This is a genomic window from Cedecea neteri (assembly GCF_000757825.1).
GTDB lineage: Bacteria > Pseudomonadota > Gammaproteobacteria > Enterobacterales > Enterobacteriaceae > Cedecea > Cedecea selenatireducens.
The window spans coordinates 1,342,060-1,364,247 of sequence record NZ_CP009451.1 but is presented as its reverse complement, the minus strand read 5'-3'; the positions used below and the strand labels follow the sequence as shown (position 1 = coordinate 1,364,247).

Genomic DNA, 22,188 nt, shown 5'->3' with positions numbered 1-22,188 from the left:
AAGAGCCAATGGCTAACCACGATCGTGCGGGCCAGCCTGCACAACAGAGCGATTTGATTAACGTAGCCCAGCTTACGGCGCAGTATTACGTGCTGAAGCCTGTGGTGGGTAATAGTGAACACGCGGTGAAATTCGGGACTTCCGGCCACCGCGGCAGTGCGGCGCGTCATAGCTTTAACGAACCTCATATTCTGGCGATTGCGCAAGCTATTGCTGAAGAGCGTGCGAAGAATGGGATCACCGGTCCGTGCTATGTGGGCAAAGATACCCACGCACTGTCCGAACCTGCGTTTATCTCCGTGCTGGAAGTGCTGGCTGCCAACGGCGTGGACGTTATTGTGCAGCAGGATAACGGCTACACCCCAACGCCGGCGGTTTCTAACGCCATTCTGGTGCATAACCAAAAGGGCGGCGCTCAGGCGGACGGGATTGTTATCACGCCATCCCACAACCCACCGGACGACGGCGGTATTAAGTACAACCCGCCAAACGGTGGCCCGGCTGATACCAACGTCACCAAAGTCGTTGAAGATCGCGCTAACGCGCTGCTGGCCGACGGCCTGAAAGGCGTGAAGCGTATCTCTCTGGATAAAGCCTGGGAAAGTGGCCACGTTCAGGAGCAGGATCTGGTTCAGCCGTTCATCGAAGGCCTGGTGGATATCGTCGACATGGCCGCGATTCAAAAAGCAGGCCTGAAGCTGGGCGTTGACCCACTCGGCGGCTCCGGGATCGAATACTGGCACCGTATCGCGAAGCACTACAACCTGGATTTGACCATCGTTAACGATCAGGTCGATCAGACTTTCCGCTTTATGCATCTCGATAAAGACGGCGCAATCCGCATGGACTGCTCCTCCGAATGTGCGATGGCGGGCCTGCTGGCGCTGCGCGACAAATTCGATCTGGCGTTTGCTAATGACCCGGATTATGACCGCCACGGTATCGTTACGCCTGCTGGCCTGATGAACCCTAACCATTATCTGGCCGTGGCTATTAACTACCTGTTCCAGCATCGTCCGCAGTGGGGCAAAGATGTAGCGGTAGGCAAAACCCTGGTTTCTTCCGCGATGATCGACCGCGTGGTGGAAGACCTGGGCCGCAAGCTGGTGGAAGTCCCGGTTGGCTTTAAGTGGTTCGTCGACGGCCTGTTCGACGGCAGCTTCGGCTTCGGTGGTGAAGAAAGCGCCGGGGCATCGTTCCTGCGTTTTAACGGCACGCCATGGTCGACCGACAAAGACGGCATCATCATGTGCCTGTTGGCGGCAGAAATCACCGCCGTAACGGGCAAAAACCCGCAGCAGCATTACGACGAGCTGGCGGCACGCTTTGGCGCACCAAGCTACAACCGTATTCAGGCTCCGGCGACCTCCGCACAGAAAGCCGCGCTGTCTAAGCTGTCGCCAGAAATGGTCAGTGCAGACACGCTGGCAGGTGACCCGATCACCGCCCGCCTTACGGCAGCACCGGGCAACGGCGCTTCCATCGGTGGTCTGAAGGTGATGACCGGGAACGGCTGGTTCGCCGCTCGTCCGTCCGGCACCGAAGACGCCTACAAAATTTACTGTGAAAGCTTCCTGGGCGCAGAGCACCGCGAGCAGATTGAGAAAGAAGCGGTAGAGATTGTCAGCGAAGTGCTGAAGAACGCGAAGTAAAAGTACTGTGAAGAAAGGGAGCGAATTACCGCTCCCTTTTTTATCAGATGTGCCTGTCGGTTAATTCAAAACGCGGTGACACCAGGCCATACAACGTCCAGCCTAAAAACGTCACCATCGCACCATAGAGCATTGCCTCCTCCCCGGAAGAGTACAGCGCGTAGAAGCTGTAAATCGCGCCAATAAGGGCAATTATGTTCGCCATCCTCGCTTTACCTGCCTCTACCTTCGCTAGTTTCTGAATAATCACCAGCGCCGCCATCGACAGAATATAAGGGATGATGTTGGTGACCACCGCCAGGTTAACCAGCACGTTGAACTGTTTGTTCAGCGAAGGGCTGATGGTCATCAGCGACAGCAAACTCTGGAAAATAACGATGATCAGCATGCCTTTGACCGGGGCGTCAGCCTTTGACAAGCGGGAGAAGATTTTCGGAAAGTAGCCTTCATCGGCGGATGATTTAAACACCTGCGCGATGGTGAACTGCCAGCCGAGCAGCGAGCCGCAGCACGACATCACCATCAGACCCATGATCACCTTGCCGACCGTCGGATTAAACATCTGGGCAAAAGCCACGCCAAACGGTGCCGTAGAGTTGGCGATATCGACGTTGGGTACAATCCCTGCTATTACGTTGGTTGAGATAATATAAATCACCGCCGCGCCCAGCGTGCCGCCCATCACGGCAATTGGCACGTTGCGCTCCGGGTTTTCCACTACATCGGTATTGGCGCAGGCGGACTCCAGCCCAAGGAAGGCCCACAGCGTCATCGCGATAGAAGAACCAACGGCCTCAAAGAACGGAACATGGTGCGGGTTCCACGATTCGGCATACAGGGAAGGGCTGAACCAGAACCAGCCGATTATCGACAGTCCAAGCACCGGGATTATCACGCCCCAGACGGTAATGCTGCTCAACTGCCCGGTTATGCGCGCTCCGCCGAAGTTGGCGACGGTACAAATCCACAGTACGCAGATAGTGGCGACAGCAATTTGCACCGGCGACAGTATCGCGCCGAACAGTTCGCTGCCGTAGCCCACAGCCGAAATAGCAATCGCAACGTTCGCAATCAGCAGCGATACCCCGTAGGTGTAGTTGGCCATAAAGTTGCCGGATTTGCCGAAAGCGTATTCGGCATACCCTCCCATACCGCCGGATTTGCGGCTGAACATCCCGCATTTGGCAAAGGCGTAGGCCAGCGCCATCGAGCCGACGGCGGTAACCAGCCAGGAGATAATCGAGATAGTCCCGACTTCTGCCAGCTTGGTGGGCAGCATAATAATGCCCGAGCCCATCATGTTCACCGTGGTGAGGATAGTCAGCTGCACCACGCCCATCTTGTTGCTTTTTTGCGTTGCCATAATCAAAGTCTCAACGTGAAAGTGGTGGGAAATTAGCGTTTCAGCACATAGCTCCAGACGCGTTTACGTCCGTCGCACTCTTCGATGTACACGCCCTGCAATTCCGGCGCGAAGCCGGGAAGCTGGTTAATGCCGTCCTCCAGCGCCTGGAAATAGTGCTGTACGGACCCCCCCCAAATTTCTCCCGGCACTACGCACAGCACTCCCGGTGGGTAAGGCAAGGCGCCTTCTGCAGCAATACGGCCTTCCACCTCGCTGAGCGGCACCAGCTCAACTTCGCCGCGAACAAACGCAAGGTTTGCCTGCTGAGGATTCATCGCAACGCGTGGGAAATGGTCGTGGCGGAACATCTCTTTTTGCAGCTGTTTCACGTCGAGGCTGGCGTAAAGATCGTGCATTTCCTGGCATAGCTGGCGCAGGGTGTAGCCTTCGTAGCGTTCCTGATACTGGTGGTATAAAGAAGGGAGAACTTCGGCGAGCGGGGCATCGGTTTCCAGCAAATGCTCAAAGCGCACCAGGTGGGCGACCAGATGCTGCATTTTTGCCATGTCTTCAGCCGGGGTGAGCAGGAACAGGATCGAATTCAGATCGCATTTCTCAGGCACGATGCTGTTTTCACGCAGGTAATTAGCGAGGATGGTAGCGGGCACGCCAAAGGCTTCGTATTTGCCGGTGGTTGCATTAATGCCCGGCGTCGTGAGAAGCAGCTTGCAGGGGTCGACAAAATATTGATGTTCGGCGTAGCCTTCGAAGGCATGCCAGCGCTCGCCGGGTACGAAGTGGAAGAAACGCAGATCGTTGGCAATTTCCTCGGTTTCGAACGATTCCCACGGTTTACCGTCTACCAGCACCGGTACAAACGGGCGCAGGTGTTTACAGCTTTTCAGCAGCAGTTTGCGTGTATCGATTCCGGTTTCCACGCAGTTCATCCACATACGTTTGCCACTTTCGCCTTCGTGCATTCTGGCGTTGACGTCCAGCGCGGCAAACAGAGGATAAAACGGGCTGGTTGAAGCGTGCATCATAAAAGCGTTATTCATGCGTTTATGGTTAACGTAGCGCGCCTGTCCTTTGATATGGCTATCTTTTTTGTGGATCTGGGAGGTTTGTGAGAAGCCAGCCTGCTGCTTATGCACCGACTGCGTAACCAAAATTCCCGGATCGTTTTCATCCAGCTCGAGCAGCAGCGGCGAACAGGCTTCCATCATCGGAATAAACTGTTCATAGCCCACCCAGGCCGAGTCAAACAGGATGTAGTCGCAAAGATGCCCGATTTTATCAACCACCTGGCGCGCGTTATACACCGTGCCGTCATAGGTGCCGAGCTGGATAACCGCCAGGCGGAAGGGGCGTTGTTCGCGGGCGCGGTTTGGCGCTACCGCTTCGATTTGCTCACGCAGGTAACGCTCTTCAAAGCAGTGCGCGTCAATGCCGCCGATAAAGCCATACGGATTGCGGGCAGTTTCCAGATAAACCGGCGTCGCTCCGGCCTGAATTAATGCGCCATGGTGATTCGATTTATGGTTATTACGATCGAATAAAACTAAATCTCCCGGCGTTAACAACGCATTTAATACGACTTTATTGGATGATGAGGTTCCGTTAAGTACGAAATAAGTTTTGTCGGCATTAAAAACTTTAGCTGCGTGCTGTTGCGCAGTACTTGGTGCACCTTCGTGAATAAGGAGATCGCCCATTGAAACATCGGCATTACATAAGTCAGAACGGAACAGCGTTTCGCCAAAGAAATTAACGAACTGATTACCGGTAGGGTGACGGCGGAAAAATTGGCCGCCCTGGTGTCCCGGGCAATCAAAAGCACTGTTTCCTTGTTCGACATAATTAACCATGGCGTCGAAAAATGGCGGGCGTAAACCATTTTCATATTTTTCTGCCGCGGCTTCCAGCTGGCGGCCATAATATTCAGACTTGGTTTCACTGGGTTCGAAAATGCCGGTGATGCGGGAGTAATATTCCTCCGGGATCATTTCACTCTCGTTAATCGCCACAAACACCGGCAGGCCAAAGCCGGTCTGCTCTATCTGCTCCATGATGCCGCTGTACAAGTCGGGCACCGACAGCACGGCGGCGGCCACGTCGATGAAATCAGTGGACAATAAATTGACGATTTCTCTTTCGGTAGTAAAGCAGTCAGGGCAATTACGATTAAGCGCGATTTTTAAAGATTGCATAATATAACCTTTATTTCAGATAAAGTTGTCCTGCAATTGCTAATCGCTCAGCAATTGTGGGTGGCTGGAAAATGACAATAGCGTGCCGCTGACTCAATAATAATGGTCAGTGGGCCAGGTCATTTTTTTGAATAATAAAATCCCGACGGCCCAGCAGCCGCGAATAAAAAGATTTTATTTTGTTGCCGACGAAATTAGACGCAGGTTACTGGCCACCCAAAATGAATCAGGTAACGGAGATAACAAGGCTAATTCAGTGTCTGCTGTCTGAAAGGTTAGAGAGCGTCAAAGAAGTGGAAGTCAAAACAGCTGCGGTGGGAAACCATCATAATATGCGTTGTGCGCCTGATATGAGGCATAACCCGATTGTTGTTTTCCATTTGATTATCCTTTTATGTAAAGGTAGTGCCATTTTATCTGGCGAAAAGCCTTTTACTGTGAGCTTTATCAACAAATAAAAGGTGAAACAGAAATAAAAATTCATGGGTTATGCATAAAGTAGTGAATAGGTTTGCATAAAGATCTAATGGTAGTGGAATTGTTTATTATGTGTTGTTGTTTGTAGTTAAATGATCTGATTTCAATAGGTTAGGTGGGAGGCGCCCTGAGGCGCCCGAAGGAAGAGTTTAGCCCAGAGCAACCATCAAACCGCCGCAGGCGATCAGCGCCACGCCGATACCGGCAATCAGCGAAACTTTCTCGCCGAAAAAAATCACCGCCAGGATCACGGCAAATACCACGCTTAGCTTGTCTATCGGCGCAACCTTAGAGACTTCGCCGTTTTTAATCGCCATAAAGTAAAACAGCCACGAAAGGGCTCCGGCCACGCCGCTCAGCAGAATAAACAGCAGCGCTTTTTTGTCGGCAAACACCGTACTGACCAGGTTCATCTTACCCTGAACCACCACCACACCGACCAGGAATAGCGCCATGACTACGGCGCGAACGGCCGTAGCGGTATTGGCATCCAGATGCTGCAAACCAACCTTACCAAAAATAGCTACCAGCGCCGCCGTGGCGGCAGATAGCAGGGCATACATTAACCATGCGCTCATAAAAGGCTCCTCTTGAACGGACAAGAGGTTACTCTTTCACAGCATAAAGCGGTAGCCGATGCCGGTTTCGGTTAGCAGGTGGCGAGGGCGGGCAGGGTCGCTTTCCAGCTTCTGGCGCAGATGGCCCATATAAATGCGCAGATAGTGGCTGTGCTCCACGGCATTGGGGCCCCAAACCTGGTTGAGGAGCTGGCGTTGAGTCAGCACTTTTCCGTGGTTATTCAGCAGGGTTGCGAGCAGGCGGAATTCTATCGGGGTAAGGTGAATTTCCTCTTCACCGCGGGTGATGCGGCGCGAAGAGAGATCGACCGTAATGGCAGAGAATTGATAAACAGGATCGGGCTGAACCATGCTGGCGTGGCGGCGCAGGGCAACCCGTAGCCTGGCCTGCAGTTCGCCAATGCCAAAGGGCTTGCTGAGAAAATCGTCCGCACCGGCATCCAGCGCGGCAATTTTTGCCTGTTCGTCGCTTCGGGCTGACAGCACGATGATTGGCGTCTGGCTCCACTGGCGGAAGTCACGAATAAAATCGATACCGTCGCCGTCCGGCAGGCCGAGATCCAGAATCACCAGATCCGGCTTGCGGGTGGCGGCTTCAATCAGGCCGCGCTGCAGCGTTTCGGCATCAAACACGCGCAACGATTCATCTTCCAGCGCGGTGCGCAGAAAGCGGCGGATCTCTTTTTCATCCTCAATTATCAGAACCGTTGTCACAGCGCCTCAATCATTTCAGGGAGTTCGGGGGGAGGCGATAAAGGTAGCACAACGTGGAAGCTGGTACCGCCTTCCGGGCGGTTGAGCGCATAAATTGTGCCGCCGTGAACTTCAACAATCGCCCGGCAGATAGCCAGCCCAAGCCCAACGCCTGGAATCGCTGACTCTTTGTTACCGCGGGCAAATTTATCAAAGATCAGCAGCTCTTTACCAGCCGGAACCCCCGGGCCGCTGTCCCAGACTTCCAGATCCAGCCTGTCCGCCGTGGCGCTGGCTTTAATGCCAATGTCGGCTTTATAGCCGGCATATTTCACCGCGTTTTCCAGCAGGTTGATCAGCACGCGCTCAAACAGCGGGCCGTCGACTTCAATGAGCATCAGCGGGTCGGGCAGAGTGAGGGCAATATGGCGACCGCCGAGGCCCGGCTCAAGCATTTTCAGCGCGCTGCCAACCACTTCTTCCAGCGTCAGCCACTCTTTACGCAGGTTAAAGCCGCCGGACTGAATGCGGGCCATATCCAGCAGGTTATTCACCAGCCGGGTAGTATTTAGCACGTGCTGGCGGATCTCGTTGGCCTGCGGGGCATGTTTTGAGCCTTCGCTGGCGAGATCCAGCGTCAGGATTTCTGCCTGGCCGAACAGGACGGTGAGCGGCGTACGCAGGTCGTGCGAAAGTGCCGCCAGCAGCGAGTTACGAATTTGCTCGCGCTCGCTGGAAAGTCTCGCCTGTTCTTCGCTGGCCGTGAGCAGCAGCCTGTCCAGCGCGGTGGCTACCAGCAGGGTAAAGGTTTCCAGCAGGCGCTGCTGCTCGGGGATCATCAGCTGGCGCAGGTTTTCCGGCTCGACGACCAGCAGGCCCAGCGTTCTTTCCGTGGTGCTGAGCGGCAGAATTCTGTAGGGCACGCCCGGTAGCGTATCGGTTCCAGCCCCGGCAGGTTGTCCCTTATCAAAGCTCCAGCGGGCAATAGCCTCATCCAACTGAGCGGGTTCACCTTCGGCAGCGATGCGGCTGAGCTTCCCGTGTTCATCCGGCAGCAGCAGCAGGCTGCGGGCCTGGAAAGTATTATTGATGAACTGCACGCTGGTGGCGGCGACGTCCTGCGGCGTTCGGTCATCGGCCAGCGCTTTAGACATCTCATACAGGTGGCGTGTGCGCTGCTCACGATAGCGGGCGATCCGCGCCTGGTAGCGCACGCCAGCGGTCAGATTGCCGATCACCAGCCCCACGGTGAGCATCACGCCGAAGGTTAGCAGGTACTGCACATCCGAGACGGCGAGCGTGCCTCGCGGAGCAATAAAGAACAGGTCAAAGCTGATAACGTTGACTATTGTCGCCAGCACCGACGGCCAGCGGCCATAAAACAGCGCCACGATAACCACGCCCAGCAGGTAGATCATCACCAGGTTGGCGGCATCAAAGGCAACCAGCCACTGATTGGCGATAAACGTGATGAACGCGCAAAGCACCACCGCCACGGCGCAGCCGCGCAGCTGAATACGCCACTTCTCGCTTAAGGCCCTGGTGTCCGGCGCTCTGGTCGGGGAGGGGAGAGGTTTTTCATCCAGCGCGACAATCACCAGATCGAGGTCCGGGGCGCGTCTGGCTAAGCGATCGGCAAAAGAGGTGCGGTGCCACCAGCGGCGCGTTGTGTGGCGGCCAATAATGATTTTGCCGAGGTTGTGCTCGCGGGCATAGCGCAGTACCGCTTTCTCTTCATTTGGATCGGCTAGCGTGGCGGTTTCTGCGCCCAGCTCCTGAGCCAGCCGCAACGCGCTGAGAATGGTGCGGCGCTGGTGTTCGGGCAGGCGATGAAGCTGCGGCGTTTCAACGTAAACGGCATGCCAGACGCTGCCGAGCTTGGCGGCCAGGCGTGCGGCGGTGCGAACCAGCTTTTCATTGCCGTTGCTGTGGCCGATGCACAGCAGGATGGCGTCACGCGTGTGCCAGACTTTTTCCTGCCCCTGATTATCCCGCCAGGCACGCATCTGATCGTCTACGCGGTCCGCCGTACGTCGCAGTGCCAGCTCGCGCAGGGCGATCAGGTTGCCTTTACGGAAGAAATGTTCGATGGCGCGTTCGGCCTGACCGGAGATATAAACTTTGCCTTCGTGCAGGCGCTGGCGCAAATCGTCCGGCGGCAGGTCAACCAGCACAACTTCGTCGGCCGCGTCAAAAATAGGATCGGGGACGGTTTCGCGTACCTGAATCCCGGTTACGCCGCCCACCACGTCATTCAGGCTTTCGAGGTGCTGAACGTTGACTGAGGTCAGAACGTCGATGCCGGCTTCGAGCAGCTCTTCAACATCCTGCCAGCGTTTGGGATGGCGCGACCCTGGCGCGTTGCTGTGCGCCAGTTCGTCCATCAGAATCAGAGCCGGATTGCGGGCGAGGGCGGCGTCCAGGTCAAACTCCTGAACCAGGCGCCCCCGGTGATGAATACGACGAGGGGGCTGAATCGTCAGCCCCTTTAATAGTTCGGCGGTTTCCTGGCGGCCGTGGGTTTCCACCACGCCCACCAGCACATCGAGGCCCTGCGCTCGCAGGCGCTGCGCCTCCTGAAGCATTGCGTAGGTTTTCCCGACGCCTGCGCAGGCGCCGAAGAAGATTTTCAGTTTCCCACGCGGCTGGCGGTTTACTTTCTCCAGCAGCTTATCGGGGTTGGGGCGCAGCGGCTCCTCGGTCATAACGCGTCCTTTTTACTTCGCCTGGAGATGGTCCAGCGCCAGGTTCAGCTTAACGATGTTCACTACCGGCATGCCGATAAAATTCACCAGCGGCGTCGTGGTGTTTTCAGCCACCAGGCGAGCGACCTGCTCAACCGGAAGATTTCTGGCTTTAGCCACCCGTGGGATTTGCCACGCGGTAGCCTCGGGAGAAAGCTGCCCGTCCAGGCCGCTGGCCGACGTGGTTACCAGGTCAACCGGGACCGCCGGATTAGCGTCCGGGTTAGCCGCACGCAGCGTGCTAATGCGAGCCTTAACCTCTTTGTCCAGCTCCGGGTTGCTGGCCGCAAGGTTGCTGCCGCCGGATGCCATTGGATTATAGGGGCTATCCGAGGTGGCAGAAGGGCGCCCCTGGAAATATTTTGCGTTAGTAAAGTCTTGGCCAATCAGCTCTGAACCACGAACTTTACCGTCTTCAACGATCAATGAGCCGTTGGCCTGGGCCGGGAACCACCACTGCCCCAGCAGCGTGGCGACGAGGGGGTAAACCCCGCCGGTAATCAGCGTCAGGATAATCAGCAGTAATAAAGCGGGGCGTAACGTAGCCATGTTCTTTTCCTCTTAGACCAGACCGAGCACGGTCAGGATCACGTCAATCACTTTGATACCAATAAACGGCACGACGATACCGCCCAGACCATAAATCCACAGGTTGCGGCGCAGCATTGCCGCGGCGCTCAGCGGCTTATAGCTGATGCCTTTCAGGGCCAGCGGGATCAGGCAGATGATGATCAGCGCGTTAAAAATGACCGCACTCAGAATGGCCGAAGCAGGGGAGTGCAGGTGCATCACGTTCAGCGCGTTAAGCTGCGGATAGGTCACCGCAAACGCCGCCGGGATAATGGCGAAGTATTTCGCCACGTCGTTGGCGATACTGAAGGTGGTCAGCGACCCGCGCGTCATCAGCATTTGCTTCCCGATGTGCACCACTTCAATCAGCTTGGTCGGGTTAGAGTCCAGGTCCACCATGTTGCCGGCCTCTTTCGCCGCCTGAGTCCCGGAGTTCATCGCTACCGCAACGTCTGCCTGTGCCAGCGCCGGGGCATCGTTGGTACCGTCGCCGGTCATGGCGACCAGTCGGCCTTCGGCCTGATACTGACGAATCAGCGCCAGTTTGGCTTCCGGCGTGGCTTCTGAGAGGAAGTCATCTACCCCGGCTTCGGCGGCAATGGCAGCGGCGGTCAGGCGGTTATCCCCGGTGATCATTACCGTTTTGATGCCCATCTGGCGCAGCTGCGCGAAACGCTCTTTAATGCCGCCTTTAACGATGTCTTTCAGCGCAATCACGCCCAGCACGTTGGCCCCTTCGGCAACCACCAGCGGCGTGCCGCCCTGACGAGCTACGCCTTCAACCAGCGTGTCGACCTGCGCCGGGAAGTGGCCGTTGTTCACCTCCACATGGCGACGGATGGCGTCCACGGAACCTTTACGGATCATGCGGTCCTGAATGTTGATGCCGCTCATGCGGGTTTGGGCGGTAAACGGCACGAACGTCGCCTGCAGGCTTTGCACGTCGCGTTCGCGCACGTTAAAGCGCTGTTTTGCCAGTACCACGATGCTGCGGCCTTCCGGGGTTTCATCCGCCAGCGAGGCCAGTTGAGCCGCGTCGGCCAGCTCTTTTTCATCCACGCCAGGCGCAGGCAGGAAGGCAGAAGCCTGGCGGTTCCCGAGCGTAATGGTCCCGGTTTTGTCCAGCAGCAGGACGTCGATATCCCCGGCAGCTTCTACCGCACGGCCGCTGGTGGCGATAACGTTCGCGCCCAGCATGCGGCTCATCCCGGCAACGCCGATGGCGGAAAGCAGGCCGCCGATGGTGGTTGGGATCAGGCAGACCAGCAGGGCAACCAGCACGGTCACGCTTGCCGCCTGGCCGCCGTAAGCTGAGAACGGCCACAGGGTAGCGGTCGCCAGCAGCAGCACGATGGTCAGCGCTACCAGCAGAATAGTCAGGGCGATTTCGTTCGGCGTTTTACGACGCTGGGCGCTTTCAACCATGGCAATCATGCGGTCGAGGAAGGTTTCCCCCGGGTTGACGCTGCACTGAATAACCAGCCAGTCGGACAGAATGCGCGTCCCGCCGGTCACCGAGGCAAAGTCGCCGCCGGACTCACGAATAACCGGTGCCGATTCCCCGGTGATGGCGCTTTCATCTACCGATGCGCCACCTTCAAGGACCTCGCCATCGCAGGGGATGATATCCCCGGCTTCCACCAGCACGACGTCACCTTTACGCAGGTCGGCTGCCGGAACATGGTCAACCTGGGCATCGTGCTGCGGGCTGCGCAGTTTGCGCGCCCAACTGGTTTTTTTCACCCCTTTCAGGCTGTTGGCCTGGGCTTTGCTGCGGCCTTCTGCCAGCGCTTCCGCGAAGTTGGCGAACAGCACGGTAAACCACAGCCACAGGCTGATGGCGAGCGTAAAGAGGGCATCACCCTGCTGCAGGCCGGTGATCATCGCTATCCCGAGCAGGGTAGTGATGATGCTACCTACCCAGACGATAAACATCACCGGGTTGCGCCACTGCACCTGGGGTGCGAGCTTTTTAAAAGAATCAATTAGCGCCTGACGGATCAGACCAGGTTCAAACAGCGCCTGTTGCTTGCGACTCATGGAAGCCTCGTAATCAGAAATTAACCAGAGAAAGGTGTTCCGCAACCGGGCCTAAAGCGAGGGCGGGGATAAAGGTCAGGGCGCCAACCAGCAGCACTGTCCCAATCAGTAAACCGATAAACAGCGGGCCGTGAGTAGGCAGCGTACCGATGCTGACGGCCTGGGATTTTTTCGCGGCCAGTGAACCGGCAATCGCCATCACCGGGATAATCACCCCGAAGCGACCAAACCACATGCACACGGCCAGCAGCACGTTCCAGAACGGCGTGTTGGTGCTCAAGCCTGCGAAGGCGCTGCCGTTGTTGTTGGCGGCAGAAGAAACGGCGTACAGCACTTCGCTGAACCCGTGAATACCTGGGTTAGCTATCCCGCTGCGGCCTGCGTCGGTCATCAACGCCAGCGCGGTGCCGATCAGTACCAGGGCAGGCGTGATAAGGATGGCCAGCGAAGTCATCTTCATTTCCGGCACGTCGATTTTCTTACCCAGATATTCTGGCGTACGGCCAATCATCAGCCCGGCGATGAACACCGCCAGCAGCACGAACAGCAGCATGCCGTACAGGCCCGCGCCCACGCCGCCGAACACCACTTCACCAATCTGCATCAGCCACATTGGCACCATGCCGCCCAATGCGGTAAAGGAGTCATGCATCGCGTTAACTGCCCCGCAGGATGCGGCGGTGGTAATCACCGCGAACAGGCTGCTGTTCAGAATGCCGAAGCGGCTCTCTTTCCCTTCCATATTGATGCTGCTGTTTGCGCCCAACTGGGTGAAGTGCGGGTTACCCTGCAGCTCGGCCCACATCACTACCACCACGCAGACCACGAAGATAATGGTCATTGCCCAGAGCAGAGCACGTCCCTGACGGCGGTCGCCTACGGCTTCACCAAAGGCGAAGCAAAGGGCTGCCGGGATCAGGAAGATGGAGAGCATTTGCACGAAGTTGGTTAGCGCAGTGGGGTTCTCAAACGGGTGAGACGAGTTGGCGTTAAAGAAGCCACCGCCGTTGGTACCCAGCATTTTAATGGCTTCCTGAGAGGCGACAGGCCCCATCGGCAGCACGTGCTGAACGCCTTCAATCGTGGTGTAAGGCTGGTAGTCGGCAAAGTTTTGCAGCGAGCCCTGGCTAATAAAGAACAGCGCCATCAGCAGGGCGACAGGCAGCAGGATATAGAACGTAACGCGGGTTAAATCGACCCACGCGTTGCCCAGCGTGCTGGCGGAATGGCGAGAGAAGCCGCGGATCAGCGCAAACACCACCGCAATACCGGTCGCCGCTGAAACGAAGTTCTGCACCGTCAGGCCAACCATCTGGCTGAAGTAGCTCAGCGTGGTCTCACCGCCGTAGGACTGCCAGTCGGTGTTGGACACGAAGCTTACTGCCGTATTCAGCGCCAGATGCCACGAAAGCCCCGGCAGCTGCTGAGGGTTGAGCGGCAGGCTGCCCTGGAACATCAGGATCGCGAAAAGAAACAGCAGCCCGAAAACGTTAAATGACAGAATCGCCATCAGGTAGCGCTTCCAGCCCATCTCTTCGCCTTTACTGCCAATCAGCGACCACAGAAGAGGTTCTATGCGGCCGACCACAGGCAGAGGTTCACCTTCGATCAGGCGGGCAAGCACCGCTCCCAGCGGTTTCGCAAGGGCGAAGAGCACCAGCAGGAAGCTGGCGATCAGTAAAAATCCGGACGCAGCCATTAAAAAGCCTCCGCTTTAATCAGGGCATAAACCAGGTAACCCAACAGCAAGAAGACCAGCACGATGCCGGTTATGACGCCTGCACTCACAATCCACCTCCAACGGTGCGTTAAGCATTTCGCGGCAGAATAGGATTTCGGGTGAAAAGATGTCGTAAAAGTCCGGGGGCGGGGTGTAAAAAAAGTATAAAAATGGAAAAGCCATTGGTTAACTAATGGTTAGTATTTATTTAACCATTTTGTAACTTAATTACGCGTGCAGTGATAAATAGCGCACAAAAAAGCACAATTATCTGGTCGGATGAGTAGTAAACTTTCACGTAATGAGATAGTATTTTGACCAGATAACAAGTTTCGATTTTCCGACATGCGGTGTCGGTCACACATTATGAGGAGAAGCCTATGTCTTTATATAAAGAATACCCTGCGCATCAGGTCATCCTGCGTCGCGCATTTGCAGTCGCGGCGGGCGTGCTGGCGCTGCCGGTGATGCTGTTCTGGAAAGATCGCGCACGCTTTTACAGCTATCTGCATCGCGTGTGGTCCAAAACCAGCGACAAGCCGGTGTGGATGGCGCAATCAGAAGCCGGCGCCTTCGATTTTTACTAAAAGCTGAATCGATTTGACGAAAGCTACCTCCGGGTAGCTTTTTTGTTGCCCGCGTCTTGCTACACTTAGTTAACAACTGAGGAGCAGACAATGAACGACACTATTCCGATTGGTATCAGCGCCTGCCTGCTGGGGGAGAATGTCCGCTTTGACGGCGGCCACAAGAAGCTGGCCTTTGCCGTTAACGAGCTGGCACCCTGGGTGCGGTTTGAACCGGTTTGCCCCGAAATGGCCATTGGTCTGCCGACGCCTCGCCCCGCGCTCAGGCTGGTGAAGCTGAACGATGGCGAGCTTGCCCTGCGTTTAAGTAACCAAAGCGAAGGCGACTTTACCGCCACGATGCAGGCGTTTTCCTCACGCCATGTCAGCGGGCTTGAGCACCTCTGCGGCTACATTGTTTGTGCGAAATCGCCGAGCTGCGGGATGGAACGAGTCCGGGTCTATGACGAAGAGAGTAAAAATAACCGTAAAAGCGGCACCGGCGTGTTTACCGCCGAGCTTCAGCGTCAGCTTCCGTGGCTGCCTGTTGAAGAAGATGGGCGCCTATGCGATCCGGCTATCCGCGAGAATTTCGTCGAGCGCATTTACACGCTGTTTGAGCTGAACCAGCTGCGCAAAAGTGGATTAACGCGGGGCAAACTCATCGCCTTCCACAGCCGCTATAAGCTTCTGCTGCTGGCTCATTCTCAGCCTGAATACCGCGAGCTGGGGCGCTTTGTGGCGTCCATTGAGGATTGGGCTTCGCTGGAGGGGTTCTTCGTTGAGTATCGCCAGCGCCTGATGGCCTTAATGCAGCATCAGGCCACGCGCCGCAACCACACCAACGTTTTGATGCATGTGCAGGGTTATTTCCGTCGACAGCTGAATCCGCGCCAGCGGCAGGAACTGTCTGAGCTCATTGCCCGCTACCGCCAGGGCACGCAGCCTTTACTCGCGCCGATCACCCTGCTGAAACACTATATGGCAGAATACCCGGACCGTTATCTCGATCAACAACGCTACTTTGAACCGTATCCCGAAGCGCTACGCCTGCGGTACGGCAACTAAATCAGGAGAGTTATGACCACCCATCTGGTCTGGTTTCGCAACGATCTTCGTGTTCACGATAACTACGCCTTACACGCCGCCTGCCGCAACCCCGATGCAAAAGTCATCGGGGTATTTGTTGTTACGCCCGAGCAGTGGCGTCAGCATGTGATGGCCCCGAAGCAGGCTGAATTCATCTTTCAGCATGTGCAGGCATTGGGCCATGCGCTTGCCGGGCGTGGGATTGAACTTCATATCAGGCAGGTCGCGGATTTCACCGCATCGGTTGCTTACATAAAAGCGTTTTGCACTGAGCAAAACGTTGATGCGCTTTTTTACAACTACCAGTATGAAGTCAACGAGCGTGCCCGTGATGCCGCCTTAGAAAAAGCGCTTGATGTCGACGTGACCGTGCAAGGTTTTGATGACAGCCTGCTGCTGGCGCCGGGCAGCGTTACGACCGGTAACCACGAGATGTATAAAGTGTTTACTCCTTTCAGTAAGGCGTTTATTCGGCGTTTGCAGGAAGGACTACCGGAGTGCGTACCGGCGCCGAAAACTCGGGGAGAGGTTCCATTCAACGAACAGTTTGCGTTCGATGTGCCGCTTGAAAAATTTGACCACGAGATTTTCCCTGTAGGTGAGCAGGAGGCGATCGGTATGCTACGTAAGTTTTGCCAGCAGCCGGCTGCTGACTACCCGGAGCAGCGAGATTTCCCTGCTATAGAAGGGACCAGCCGCCTGTCGCCTTATCTGGCAACCGGCGTTTTGTCTCCACGCCAGTGCCTGCATCGCCTGTTAAAAGAGCAGCCTAAAGCGCTGGAGGGTGAAGCCGGAGCGACCTGGCTCAACGAACTTATCTGGCGCGAATTTTACCGCCATCTGATGGTCGCTTACCCGAAGCTTTGCCGTCATCGCCCGTTTATCGCCTGGACCGATAAGGTTCGCTGGCGCGGGGATGATGCGCTGCTTGAAGCCTGGCAGCAGGGTAAAACCGGCTACCCGATTGTCGATGCGGCGATGCGCCAGCTCAACCAAACGGGCTGGATGCATAACCGCTTACGCATGGTTGTGGCGAGTTTCCTGGTAAAGGATTTGCTGATCGACTGGCGGCAGGGCGAGCGCTACTTTATGTCTCAGCTGATTGACGGCGACCTGGCGGCTAACAACGGCGGCTGGCAGTGGGCTGCTTCCACCGGTACCGACGCCGCGCCCTATTTTCGTATTTTTAACCCCACAACCCAGGGCGAACGCTTCGACGCGGACGGCGACTTTATCCGCCAGTGGCTGCCGGAGCTGAAAGCGGTTCCCGGCAAGCAAATCCATTCCCCATGGGCCTGGGCTGATAAACAAAAGCAAACGCTGGACTACCCGCGCCCGATTGTTGACCATAAGCAGGCCCGACTGAATACGCTTGCGGCCTACGAGGCAGCAAGAAAATAACTGAAGAGAATAATGATGAAAAACAGTGAACTGGAACGCCTGATTAATGAAAAGCTGAACAGCGCGGCGATTAGCGATTACGCCCCCAATGGCCTGCAGGTTGAAGGCCGGGAAGAGATCCGCAAGATTGTTACCGGCGTGACCGCCAGCCAGGCGCTGCTGGATGAAGCCGTGCGTCAGCAGGCCGACGCTGTGATTGTGCACCATGGCTATTTCTGGAAAAACGAATCACCGGTCATTCGCGGCATGAAGCGTAATCGCCTTAAGACGCTGCTGGCGAACGATATCAATCTTTACGGCTGGCATTTACCGCTCGATGCCCATCCGCAGTTGGGCAATAACGCCCAGCTGGGTGCGCTGCTGGGCATTGAAACAAAAGGGGAAGTTGAGCCGCTGGTGCCGTGGGGGGAATTCCCGACGCCGCTTTCCGGCGTTGAGCTTGCCTCCTGGATTGAAATGCGTTTAGGCCGCACGCCGCTGTGGTGTGGCGATACCGGCCCGGATCAGATTCGCCGCGTGGCGTGGTGTACCGGCGGCGGACAGGGCTTTATCGATAGCGCCGCACGTTTTGGCGTGGATGCGTTTATTACCGGCGAGGTTTCCGAGCAGACGATTCATTCGGCTCGCGAGCAGGGGCTGCACTTCTACGCTGCTGGCCATCATGCCACTGAACGCGGCGGTATCCAGGCGCTGAGCGACTGGCTAAACAGCGAAACCGATCTCGACGTTATTTTTATCGATATCCCAAACCCAGCCTGATTCTGGAGGGCCTGTGCAACGAGCTCGCTGTTATTTACTCGGTGAAAAAGCGGTGGTTCTGGAACTGGAGCCTCCCGTCATGCTCGCCAGCCAGCAGCGTATTTGGGGGCTGTTGGATCGCCTGAATGCCTCTGATGAGGTGAGCGAGGCCATTCCGGGCATGAATAACATCACCGTTGTGCTGAAAGATCCTCAGCGGCTGGCGCTGGACGGTATCGAGTGGCTGCAGCGCTGGTGGGAAGAAAGTGAGGCGGTAATACCCACGCCTCGCCGGATTGAGATCCCGGTAGTTTATGGCGGTGTAGCCGGGCCCGATCTTGACGCAGTAGCTCGCCAGAACGATCTCACTCCCGCCCAGGTGGTTGCCCTGCATTCCAGTGCTGAATACATCGTCTATTTCCTTGGCTTCCAGCCAGGATTTGCCTATCTGGGCGGGTTACCTGACATCCTCGCGACGCCCCGGCGCGCCGAGCCACGGCTTGAGGTCGCTGCGGGTTCGGTAGGCATCGGCGGTAGCCAAACCGGCATTTATCCGCTGGCGACGCCGGGCGGCTGGCAAATTATCGGCCGCACTCCGCTCAGCTTGTTTAATCCTGACAACGCATCACCCACTTTATTGTTGCCCGGAGACAGCGTGCGTTTTGTGCCGCAGAAGGAAGGCATATGCTGAAAATTATTCGCGCCGGTCTACAGACCAGCGTGCAGGATACCGGCCGTGAAGGGTTTCGCCAGCTTGGCGTCAGCCGCTGCGGTGCGCTGGATATTCCGGCGATTACTGTCGCCAATTTATTAGTCGGGAATACGCCCGACACACCGGCGCTGGAGCTTACTCTTGGGCAATGCGTGATTGAGTTTGGGCGTGATGGCTGGTTTGCGCTGACTGGCGCAGGTTGCCATGCGGATCTGGATGGCAAAGCCGTGTGGACAGGCTGGCGGCTGGCGGTAAAAAAAGGGCAAAGGTTAACGTTAAAAAAACCTTCGCACGGCATGCGTAGCTACCTTGCCGTTGACGGGGGCTTAGATGTCCCCGAGGTAATGGGCTCTTACAGCACCGACCTTAAAGCCGGTATTGGCGGCCATGACGGACGCCTGTTGCGTGATGGCGACCAGATTCCTTTACGGAAATCTCAGCACAAATTTCAGCGTTCACGGGGCGTAAAACAGCTGCTGTGGGGCAACCGTATTCGCGCCCTGGCCGGACCGGAATATCAGGAATTCAGCAAGTCTGCGCAGGAGAGCCTCTGGCGGCTGGCCTGGAAAATCAGCCCGCAGAGTAACCGGATGGGCTATCGGCTACAGGGGCCGGAGCTGGAGCGAACTACCCAGCGAGAAATGCTGTCCCACGGTCTGTTGCCCGGCGTCATTCAGGTGCCGCATAACGGCCAGCCAATAGTCCTGATGAACGATGCGCAGACAACCGGCGGCTACCCTCGCATTGCCTGCATTATCGAGGCCGATCTTTATCATCTGGCCCAGGTCAGGCTAGGGGAGCCTATTCATTTTGTGCCGTGTTCGCTGGAAGAGGCGCTAAAGGCGCGCCGTGAGCAGGCCATTTATCTCGAGCAGATTGCCTGGCAACTGACGCAGGAAGAATAACGTTTCAGGGAGTTGAGTATGCCGGAAGGACCGGAAATCCGCCGCGCGGCGGACAAACTTGAAGCCGCCGTGGGCGGCGAGCCGTTAACCGAAGCCTGGTTTGCTTTTGAAGAGCTAAAGCCGTTCGAGGCTATGCTCAAGGGCAAGACTATCGAGCGGATTGAAACCCGCGGCAAGGCAATGCTGACCCATTTTTCTAATGGCTTAACGTTGTACAGTCATAACCAACTATACGGCGTCTGGCGGGTGGTTGAGGCTGATAAACAGCCAGAAACGAAGCGAGTTTTAAGGGTTAAGCTACAAACGGCCGAAAAAGCCATTTTGCTGTACAGTGCCTCAGACATTGAAATGCTGGAGCAGAAACAGCTTGAGCAGCATCCTTTCCTGCAGCGTGTAGGGCCAGATGTGCTGGACGAGACGCTGACGGTGGGGCAGGTCAAAGAGCGTTTGTTATCGCCGAAGTTTCGCCGCAGGCAGTTCAGCGGCCTGCTGTTAGATCAGGCGTTTTTGGCCGGGCTGGGCAACTATCTTCGGGTGGAGATCCTTTGGGAGGCAGAGCTTGCGCCTCAGCACCGCGCTGAGGATTTAAGCGAAGAGCAGGTTGAGCGTTTCGCCGGGGCTTTGCTGGCTGTGCCTCGTCTTTCTTATCAGACGCGAGGGCAGGTGGATGAAAATAAACATCACGGCGCAATCTTTAGTTTCAGGGTGTTTCATCGGGCCGGTGAACCGTGCGAGCGCTGCGGAGAGATAATTGAAAAAACGATGCTCTCTTCGAGGCCGTTTTACTGGTGCCCCGTCTGTCAGAAATAAAAAAACGCGCCATAAGGCGCGTTTTTTACTCAGAAAGCGGAAAAATTACTTTTTGAGATCTGATTTGAAATCACGTTTGTCGTAGCCGGTATACAGCTGACGTGGACGGGCAATTTTGATGCCGTCGTCGTGCATTTCGTTCCAGTGTGCAATCCAGCCCACGGTACGCGCCATCGCGAAGATAACGGTAAACATGGAGGATGGAATGCCCATCGCCTTCAGGATGATGCCGGAGTAGAAGTCTACGTTCGGGTAGAGTTTCTTCTCGATGAAGTACGGGTCGTTCAGCGCGATGTGTTCCAGCTCCATCGCCACTTCCAGCAGGTTGTTGTCCTTCAGGTTCAGCTCTTTCAGCACTTCGTGACAGGTTTCACGCATCACGGTGGCACGCGGGTCGTAGTTTTTGTACACGCGGTGGCCGAAGCCCATCAGGCGGAACGAGTCATTTTTGTCTTTGGCGCGACGGATAAATTCCGGAATGTGCTCCACGGTGCTGATCTCTTCCAGCATTTTCAGCGCAGCTTCGTTGGCGCCGCCGTGAGCCGGTCCCCACAGGGAAGCGATGCCCGCAGCGATACACGCAAACGGGTTAGCGCCGGAGGAGCCAGCGGTACGCACGGTGGAGGTAGAAGCATTCTGTTCGTGGTCAGCGTGCAGGATCAGGATCCTGTCCATTGCGCGTTCCAGAATCGGGTTAACTTTGTACTCTTCGCACGGCGTGGAGAACATCATGTTCAGGAAGTTAGCCGAGTAGGAGAGGTCGTTGCGCGGGTAAACGAAAGGCTGACCAATCGAATACTTGTAACACATAGCTGCTACGGTCGGCATTTTAGAGAGCAGGCGGAATGCCGCGATTTCACGGTGGCGTGGGTTATTCACGTCGAGTGAGTCGTGGTAGAAGGCCGCCAGAGCACCGGTTACACCGCACAGTACGGCCATCGGATGCGAGTCGCGACGGAAGCCGTGGAACAGACGGGTAATCTGCTCATGAATCATGGTGTGGCGGGTCACGGTGGTTTTGAATTCTTCGAACTGTTCCTGCGTCGGCTTTTCGCCGTTCAGCAGGATGTAGCACACTTCCAGGTAGCTGGATTCGGTAGCCAGTTGGTCAATCGGGAAGCCGCGGTGCAAAAGAATGCCTTCGTCACCGTCGATATAAGTGATTTTGGACTCGCAGGATGCGGTAGAGGTGAAACCTGGGTCAAAAGTAAATACACCTTTAGAACCAAGACTACGGATATCAATTACATCCTGACCTAGCGTGCCCTTTAGCACATCAAGTTCGAGAGCATCGTCACCATTTAGGGTGAGGTTTGCTTTAGTATCAGCCATTTACGGTCTCCTTAGCGCCTTATTTCATAAGACTGCCAGGCGTCCAATTTGCATTCGAACCCACAATGGTTGGTTACCAGTTTTTTAATTGGCTCGCGGCTCTGTTTAGAGGAGTACAACCAGGGTACAGAGCGATGGGCGCTTGCAGGTAACACTCGCTTTGAGGGCGAAACTACAGCAAATCAGCGTCTTAGCAATCAGTATCATTCAAACCTGTATATCACTAATAACTGTCCTGATCTCTCGGGTCAATACCCATCCACTGTTACATAACTATTACTCAGGTGAAAGGCTGACCCTATAACTTTTGCGAATTATACGGCTTTTCGGGCCCTGTTTGTAACAAGAATGTTTAACTTTTGTCAAATCAGATGATTAAAATTTAAAATAATGTTGTTATCGTGATCCTGCTCACTGTTCCGAGCAAAACCCTTCAAACATTATGTGGGTTAATTGTAATGATTTTGTGAAGAGCCTATACTGCCGCCAGGTCTCCGGAACACCCTGCTACCGGGAGCCACCCAGCGTTGTAGCCAGATCTCTGGCCTCTGGATGTAGCTGTTTTTTGCATGACGCACAGTTATAGAAAGTTAGCGCTGTCTGACC

At 55.9% G+C, this 22,188-nt stretch carries 19 protein-coding genes; 8 read left to right on the top strand and 11 right to left on the bottom strand.

Translation table 11 applies throughout. The features are described 5' to 3' along the window. The first annotated feature begins 8 nt into the window (after positions 1 to 8). The gene (gene pgm, locus JT31_RS06145) at positions 9 to 1,652 is read left to right on the top strand and encodes a phosphoglucomutase (alpha-D-glucose-1,6-bisphosphate-dependent) (RefSeq protein WP_038474643.1); all 1,644 of its coding nucleotides are present in this window, start codon (positions 9 to 11) and stop codon (positions 1,650 to 1,652) included. A gap of 43 nt (positions 1,653 to 1,695) precedes the next feature. On the opposite strand, the gene potE is transcribed toward pgm, so the two are convergent. The 10 genes from potE to kdpF all read right to left on the bottom strand — a co-directional run bounded on the left by potE (position 1,696) and on the right by kdpF (position 14,097). Further along, complete coding sequence (potE, locus tag JT31_RS06140) at positions 1,696 to 3,015, bottom strand: putrescine-ornithine antiporter (protein ID WP_038474640.1); 1,320 nt, start codon at positions 3,013 to 3,015, stop codon at positions 1,696 to 1,698. Positions 3,016 to 3,047: 32 nt separating this feature from the next. Then, a complete protein-coding gene (gene speF, locus JT31_RS06135; protein WP_038474637.1) occupies positions 3,048 to 5,207 on the bottom strand; it encodes an ornithine decarboxylase SpeF in 2,160 nt (719 codons plus the stop codon). A gap of 275 nt (positions 5,208 to 5,482) precedes the next feature. Beyond that, positions 5,483 to 5,587 (bottom strand): leader peptide SpeFL, encoded by a 105-nt coding sequence (gene speFL, locus JT31_RS23690; RefSeq protein WP_144244031.1) that lies wholly within the window; start codon positions 5,585 to 5,587, stop codon positions 5,483 to 5,485. 246 nt (positions 5,588 to 5,833) lie between these two features. After that, positions 5,834 to 6,262 (bottom strand): EamA family transporter, encoded by a 429-nt coding sequence (locus JT31_RS06130; protein WP_038474634.1) that lies wholly within the window; start codon positions 6,260 to 6,262, stop codon positions 5,834 to 5,836. A 36-nt stretch (positions 6,263 to 6,298) separates the two neighbouring features. After that, complete coding sequence (gene kdpE, locus JT31_RS06125; protein WP_038474631.1) at positions 6,299 to 6,976, bottom strand: two-component system response regulator KdpE; 678 nt, start codon at positions 6,974 to 6,976, stop codon at positions 6,299 to 6,301. Continuing rightward, complete coding sequence (gene kdpD, locus JT31_RS06120) at positions 6,973 to 9,660, bottom strand: two-component system sensor histidine kinase KdpD (protein ID WP_038474628.1); 2,688 nt, start codon at positions 9,658 to 9,660, stop codon at positions 6,973 to 6,975. The genes kdpE and kdpD overlap by 4 nt, the downstream gene beginning before the upstream one ends. A 12-nt stretch (positions 9,661 to 9,672) precedes the next feature. Continuing rightward, positions 9,673 to 10,248 carry a potassium-transporting ATPase subunit KdpC gene (kdpC, locus tag JT31_RS06115; protein ID WP_038474626.1) on the bottom strand — a complete coding sequence of 192 codons (576 nt, stop codon included), beginning with the start codon at positions 10,246 to 10,248 and terminating at the stop codon, positions 9,673 to 9,675. A 12-nt stretch (positions 10,249 to 10,260) separates the two neighbouring features. Then, on the bottom strand, positions 10,261 to 12,309 hold the full coding sequence (gene kdpB / locus JT31_RS06110) for a potassium-transporting ATPase subunit KdpB (RefSeq protein WP_038474622.1): 2,049 nt from the start codon (positions 12,307 to 12,309) through the stop codon (positions 10,261 to 10,263). Between the two features lie 13 nt (positions 12,310 to 12,322). Further along, a complete protein-coding gene (gene kdpA, locus JT31_RS06105; RefSeq protein WP_038474619.1) occupies positions 12,323 to 14,008 on the bottom strand; it encodes a potassium-transporting ATPase subunit KdpA in 1,686 nt (561 codons plus the stop codon). Continuing rightward, positions 14,008 to 14,097 carry a K(+)-transporting ATPase subunit F gene (kdpF, locus tag JT31_RS23020; protein WP_008456132.1) on the bottom strand — a complete coding sequence of 30 codons (90 nt, stop codon included), beginning with the start codon at positions 14,095 to 14,097 and terminating at the stop codon, positions 14,008 to 14,010. Before kdpF ends, kdpA begins: the two co-directional genes overlap by 1 nt. A 312-nt stretch (positions 14,098 to 14,409) precedes the next feature. Here kdpF and JT31_RS06095 point away from each other — a divergent pair, with 312 nt between their 5' ends. The 7 genes from JT31_RS06095 (at position 14,410) to nei (ending at position 20,250) form a co-directional block, all read left to right on the top strand. Continuing rightward, the gene (locus JT31_RS06095; protein ID WP_038474616.1) at positions 14,410 to 14,616 is read left to right on the top strand and encodes a YbfA family protein; all 207 of its coding nucleotides are present in this window, start codon (positions 14,410 to 14,412) and stop codon (positions 14,614 to 14,616) included. A 90-nt stretch (positions 14,617 to 14,706) separates the two neighbouring features. Then, positions 14,707 to 15,663, top strand: a complete 957-nt coding sequence (locus JT31_RS06090; protein ID WP_038474613.1) for a YbgA family protein — start codon at positions 14,707 to 14,709, stop codon at positions 15,661 to 15,663. A gap of 12 nt (positions 15,664 to 15,675) precedes the next feature. After that, positions 15,676 to 17,085 carry a deoxyribodipyrimidine photo-lyase gene (gene phrB / locus JT31_RS06085; RefSeq protein ID WP_038474610.1) on the top strand — a complete coding sequence of 470 codons (1,410 nt, stop codon included), beginning with the start codon at positions 15,676 to 15,678 and terminating at the stop codon, positions 17,083 to 17,085. Between the two features lie 15 nt (positions 17,086 to 17,100). Beyond that, positions 17,101 to 17,844 carry a type 2 GTP cyclohydrolase I gene (locus JT31_RS23685; RefSeq protein ID WP_038482839.1) on the top strand — a complete coding sequence of 248 codons (744 nt, stop codon included), beginning with the start codon at positions 17,101 to 17,103 and terminating at the stop codon, positions 17,842 to 17,844. Between the two features lie 13 nt (positions 17,845 to 17,857). Continuing rightward, positions 17,858 to 18,514, top strand: a complete 657-nt coding sequence (gene pxpB, locus JT31_RS06075) for a 5-oxoprolinase subunit PxpB (RefSeq protein WP_038474607.1) — start codon at positions 17,858 to 17,860, stop codon at positions 18,512 to 18,514. After that, a complete protein-coding gene (gene pxpC, locus JT31_RS06070) occupies positions 18,508 to 19,440 on the top strand; it encodes a 5-oxoprolinase subunit PxpC (RefSeq protein WP_038474604.1) in 933 nt (310 codons plus the stop codon). The genes pxpB and pxpC overlap by 7 nt, the downstream gene beginning before the upstream one ends. Positions 19,441 to 19,458: 18 nt before the next feature. Further along, complete coding sequence (gene nei / locus JT31_RS06065) at positions 19,459 to 20,250, top strand: endonuclease VIII (RefSeq protein WP_038474601.1); 792 nt, start codon at positions 19,459 to 19,461, stop codon at positions 20,248 to 20,250. 45 nt (positions 20,251 to 20,295) lie between these two features. Here the strand turns inward: nei and JT31_RS06060 are convergent, their stop codons facing one another. Continuing rightward, positions 20,296 to 21,582 (bottom strand): citrate synthase, encoded by a 1,287-nt coding sequence (locus JT31_RS06060; RefSeq protein ID WP_038474598.1) that lies wholly within the window; start codon positions 21,580 to 21,582, stop codon positions 20,296 to 20,298. Positions 21,583 to 22,188 lie beyond the last annotated feature (606 nt).

Bases quoted from the DNA above. Each gene is read 5' to 3' on its own strand.
- JT31_RS06095 (WP_038474616.1), top strand. From the start codon at position 14,410: ATGTCTTTATATAAAGAATACCCTGCGCATCAGGTCATCCTGCGTCGC.
- pxpC (WP_038474604.1), top strand. From the start codon at position 18,508: ATGCTGAAAATTATTCGCGCCGGTCTACAGACCAGCGTGCAGGATACC.
- JT31_RS06060 (WP_038474598.1), bottom strand. From the start codon at position 21,582: ATGGCTGATACTAAAGCAAACCTCACCCTAAATGGTGACGATGCTCTC.
- speF (WP_038474637.1), bottom strand. From the start codon at position 5,207: ATGCAATCTTTAAAAATCGCGCTTAATCGTAATTGCCCTGACTGCTTT.
- kdpB (WP_038474622.1), bottom strand. From the start codon at position 12,309: ATGAGTCGCAAGCAACAGGCGCTGTTTGAACCTGGTCTGATCCGTCAG.
- JT31_RS06130 (WP_038474634.1), bottom strand. From the start codon at position 6,262: ATGAGCGCATGGTTAATGTATGCCCTGCTATCTGCCGCCACGGCGGCG.
- kdpC (WP_038474626.1), bottom strand. From the start codon at position 10,248: ATGGCTACGTTACGCCCCGCTTTATTACTGCTGATTATCCTGACGCTG.
- nei (WP_038474601.1), top strand. From the start codon at position 19,459: ATGCCGGAAGGACCGGAAATCCGCCGCGCGGCGGACAAACTTGAAGCC.
- speFL (WP_144244031.1), bottom strand. From the start codon at position 5,587: ATGGAAAACAACAATCGGGTTATGCCTCATATCAGGCGCACAACGCAT.
- JT31_RS23685 (WP_038482839.1), top strand. From the start codon at position 17,101: ATGAAAAACAGTGAACTGGAACGCCTGATTAATGAAAAGCTGAACAGC.
- kdpD (WP_038474628.1), bottom strand. From the start codon at position 9,660: ATGACCGAGGAGCCGCTGCGCCCCAACCCCGATAAGCTGCTGGAGAAA.
- JT31_RS06090 (WP_038474613.1), top strand. From the start codon at position 14,707: ATGAACGACACTATTCCGATTGGTATCAGCGCCTGCCTGCTGGGGGAG.
- kdpA (WP_038474619.1), bottom strand. From the start codon at position 14,008: ATGGCTGCGTCCGGATTTTTACTGATCGCCAGCTTCCTGCTGGTGCTC.
- potE (WP_038474640.1), bottom strand. From the start codon at position 3,015: ATGGCAACGCAAAAAAGCAACAAGATGGGCGTGGTGCAGCTGACTATC.
- pgm (WP_038474643.1), top strand. From the start codon at position 9: ATGGCTAACCACGATCGTGCGGGCCAGCCTGCACAACAGAGCGATTTG.
- phrB (WP_038474610.1), top strand. From the start codon at position 15,676: ATGACCACCCATCTGGTCTGGTTTCGCAACGATCTTCGTGTTCACGAT.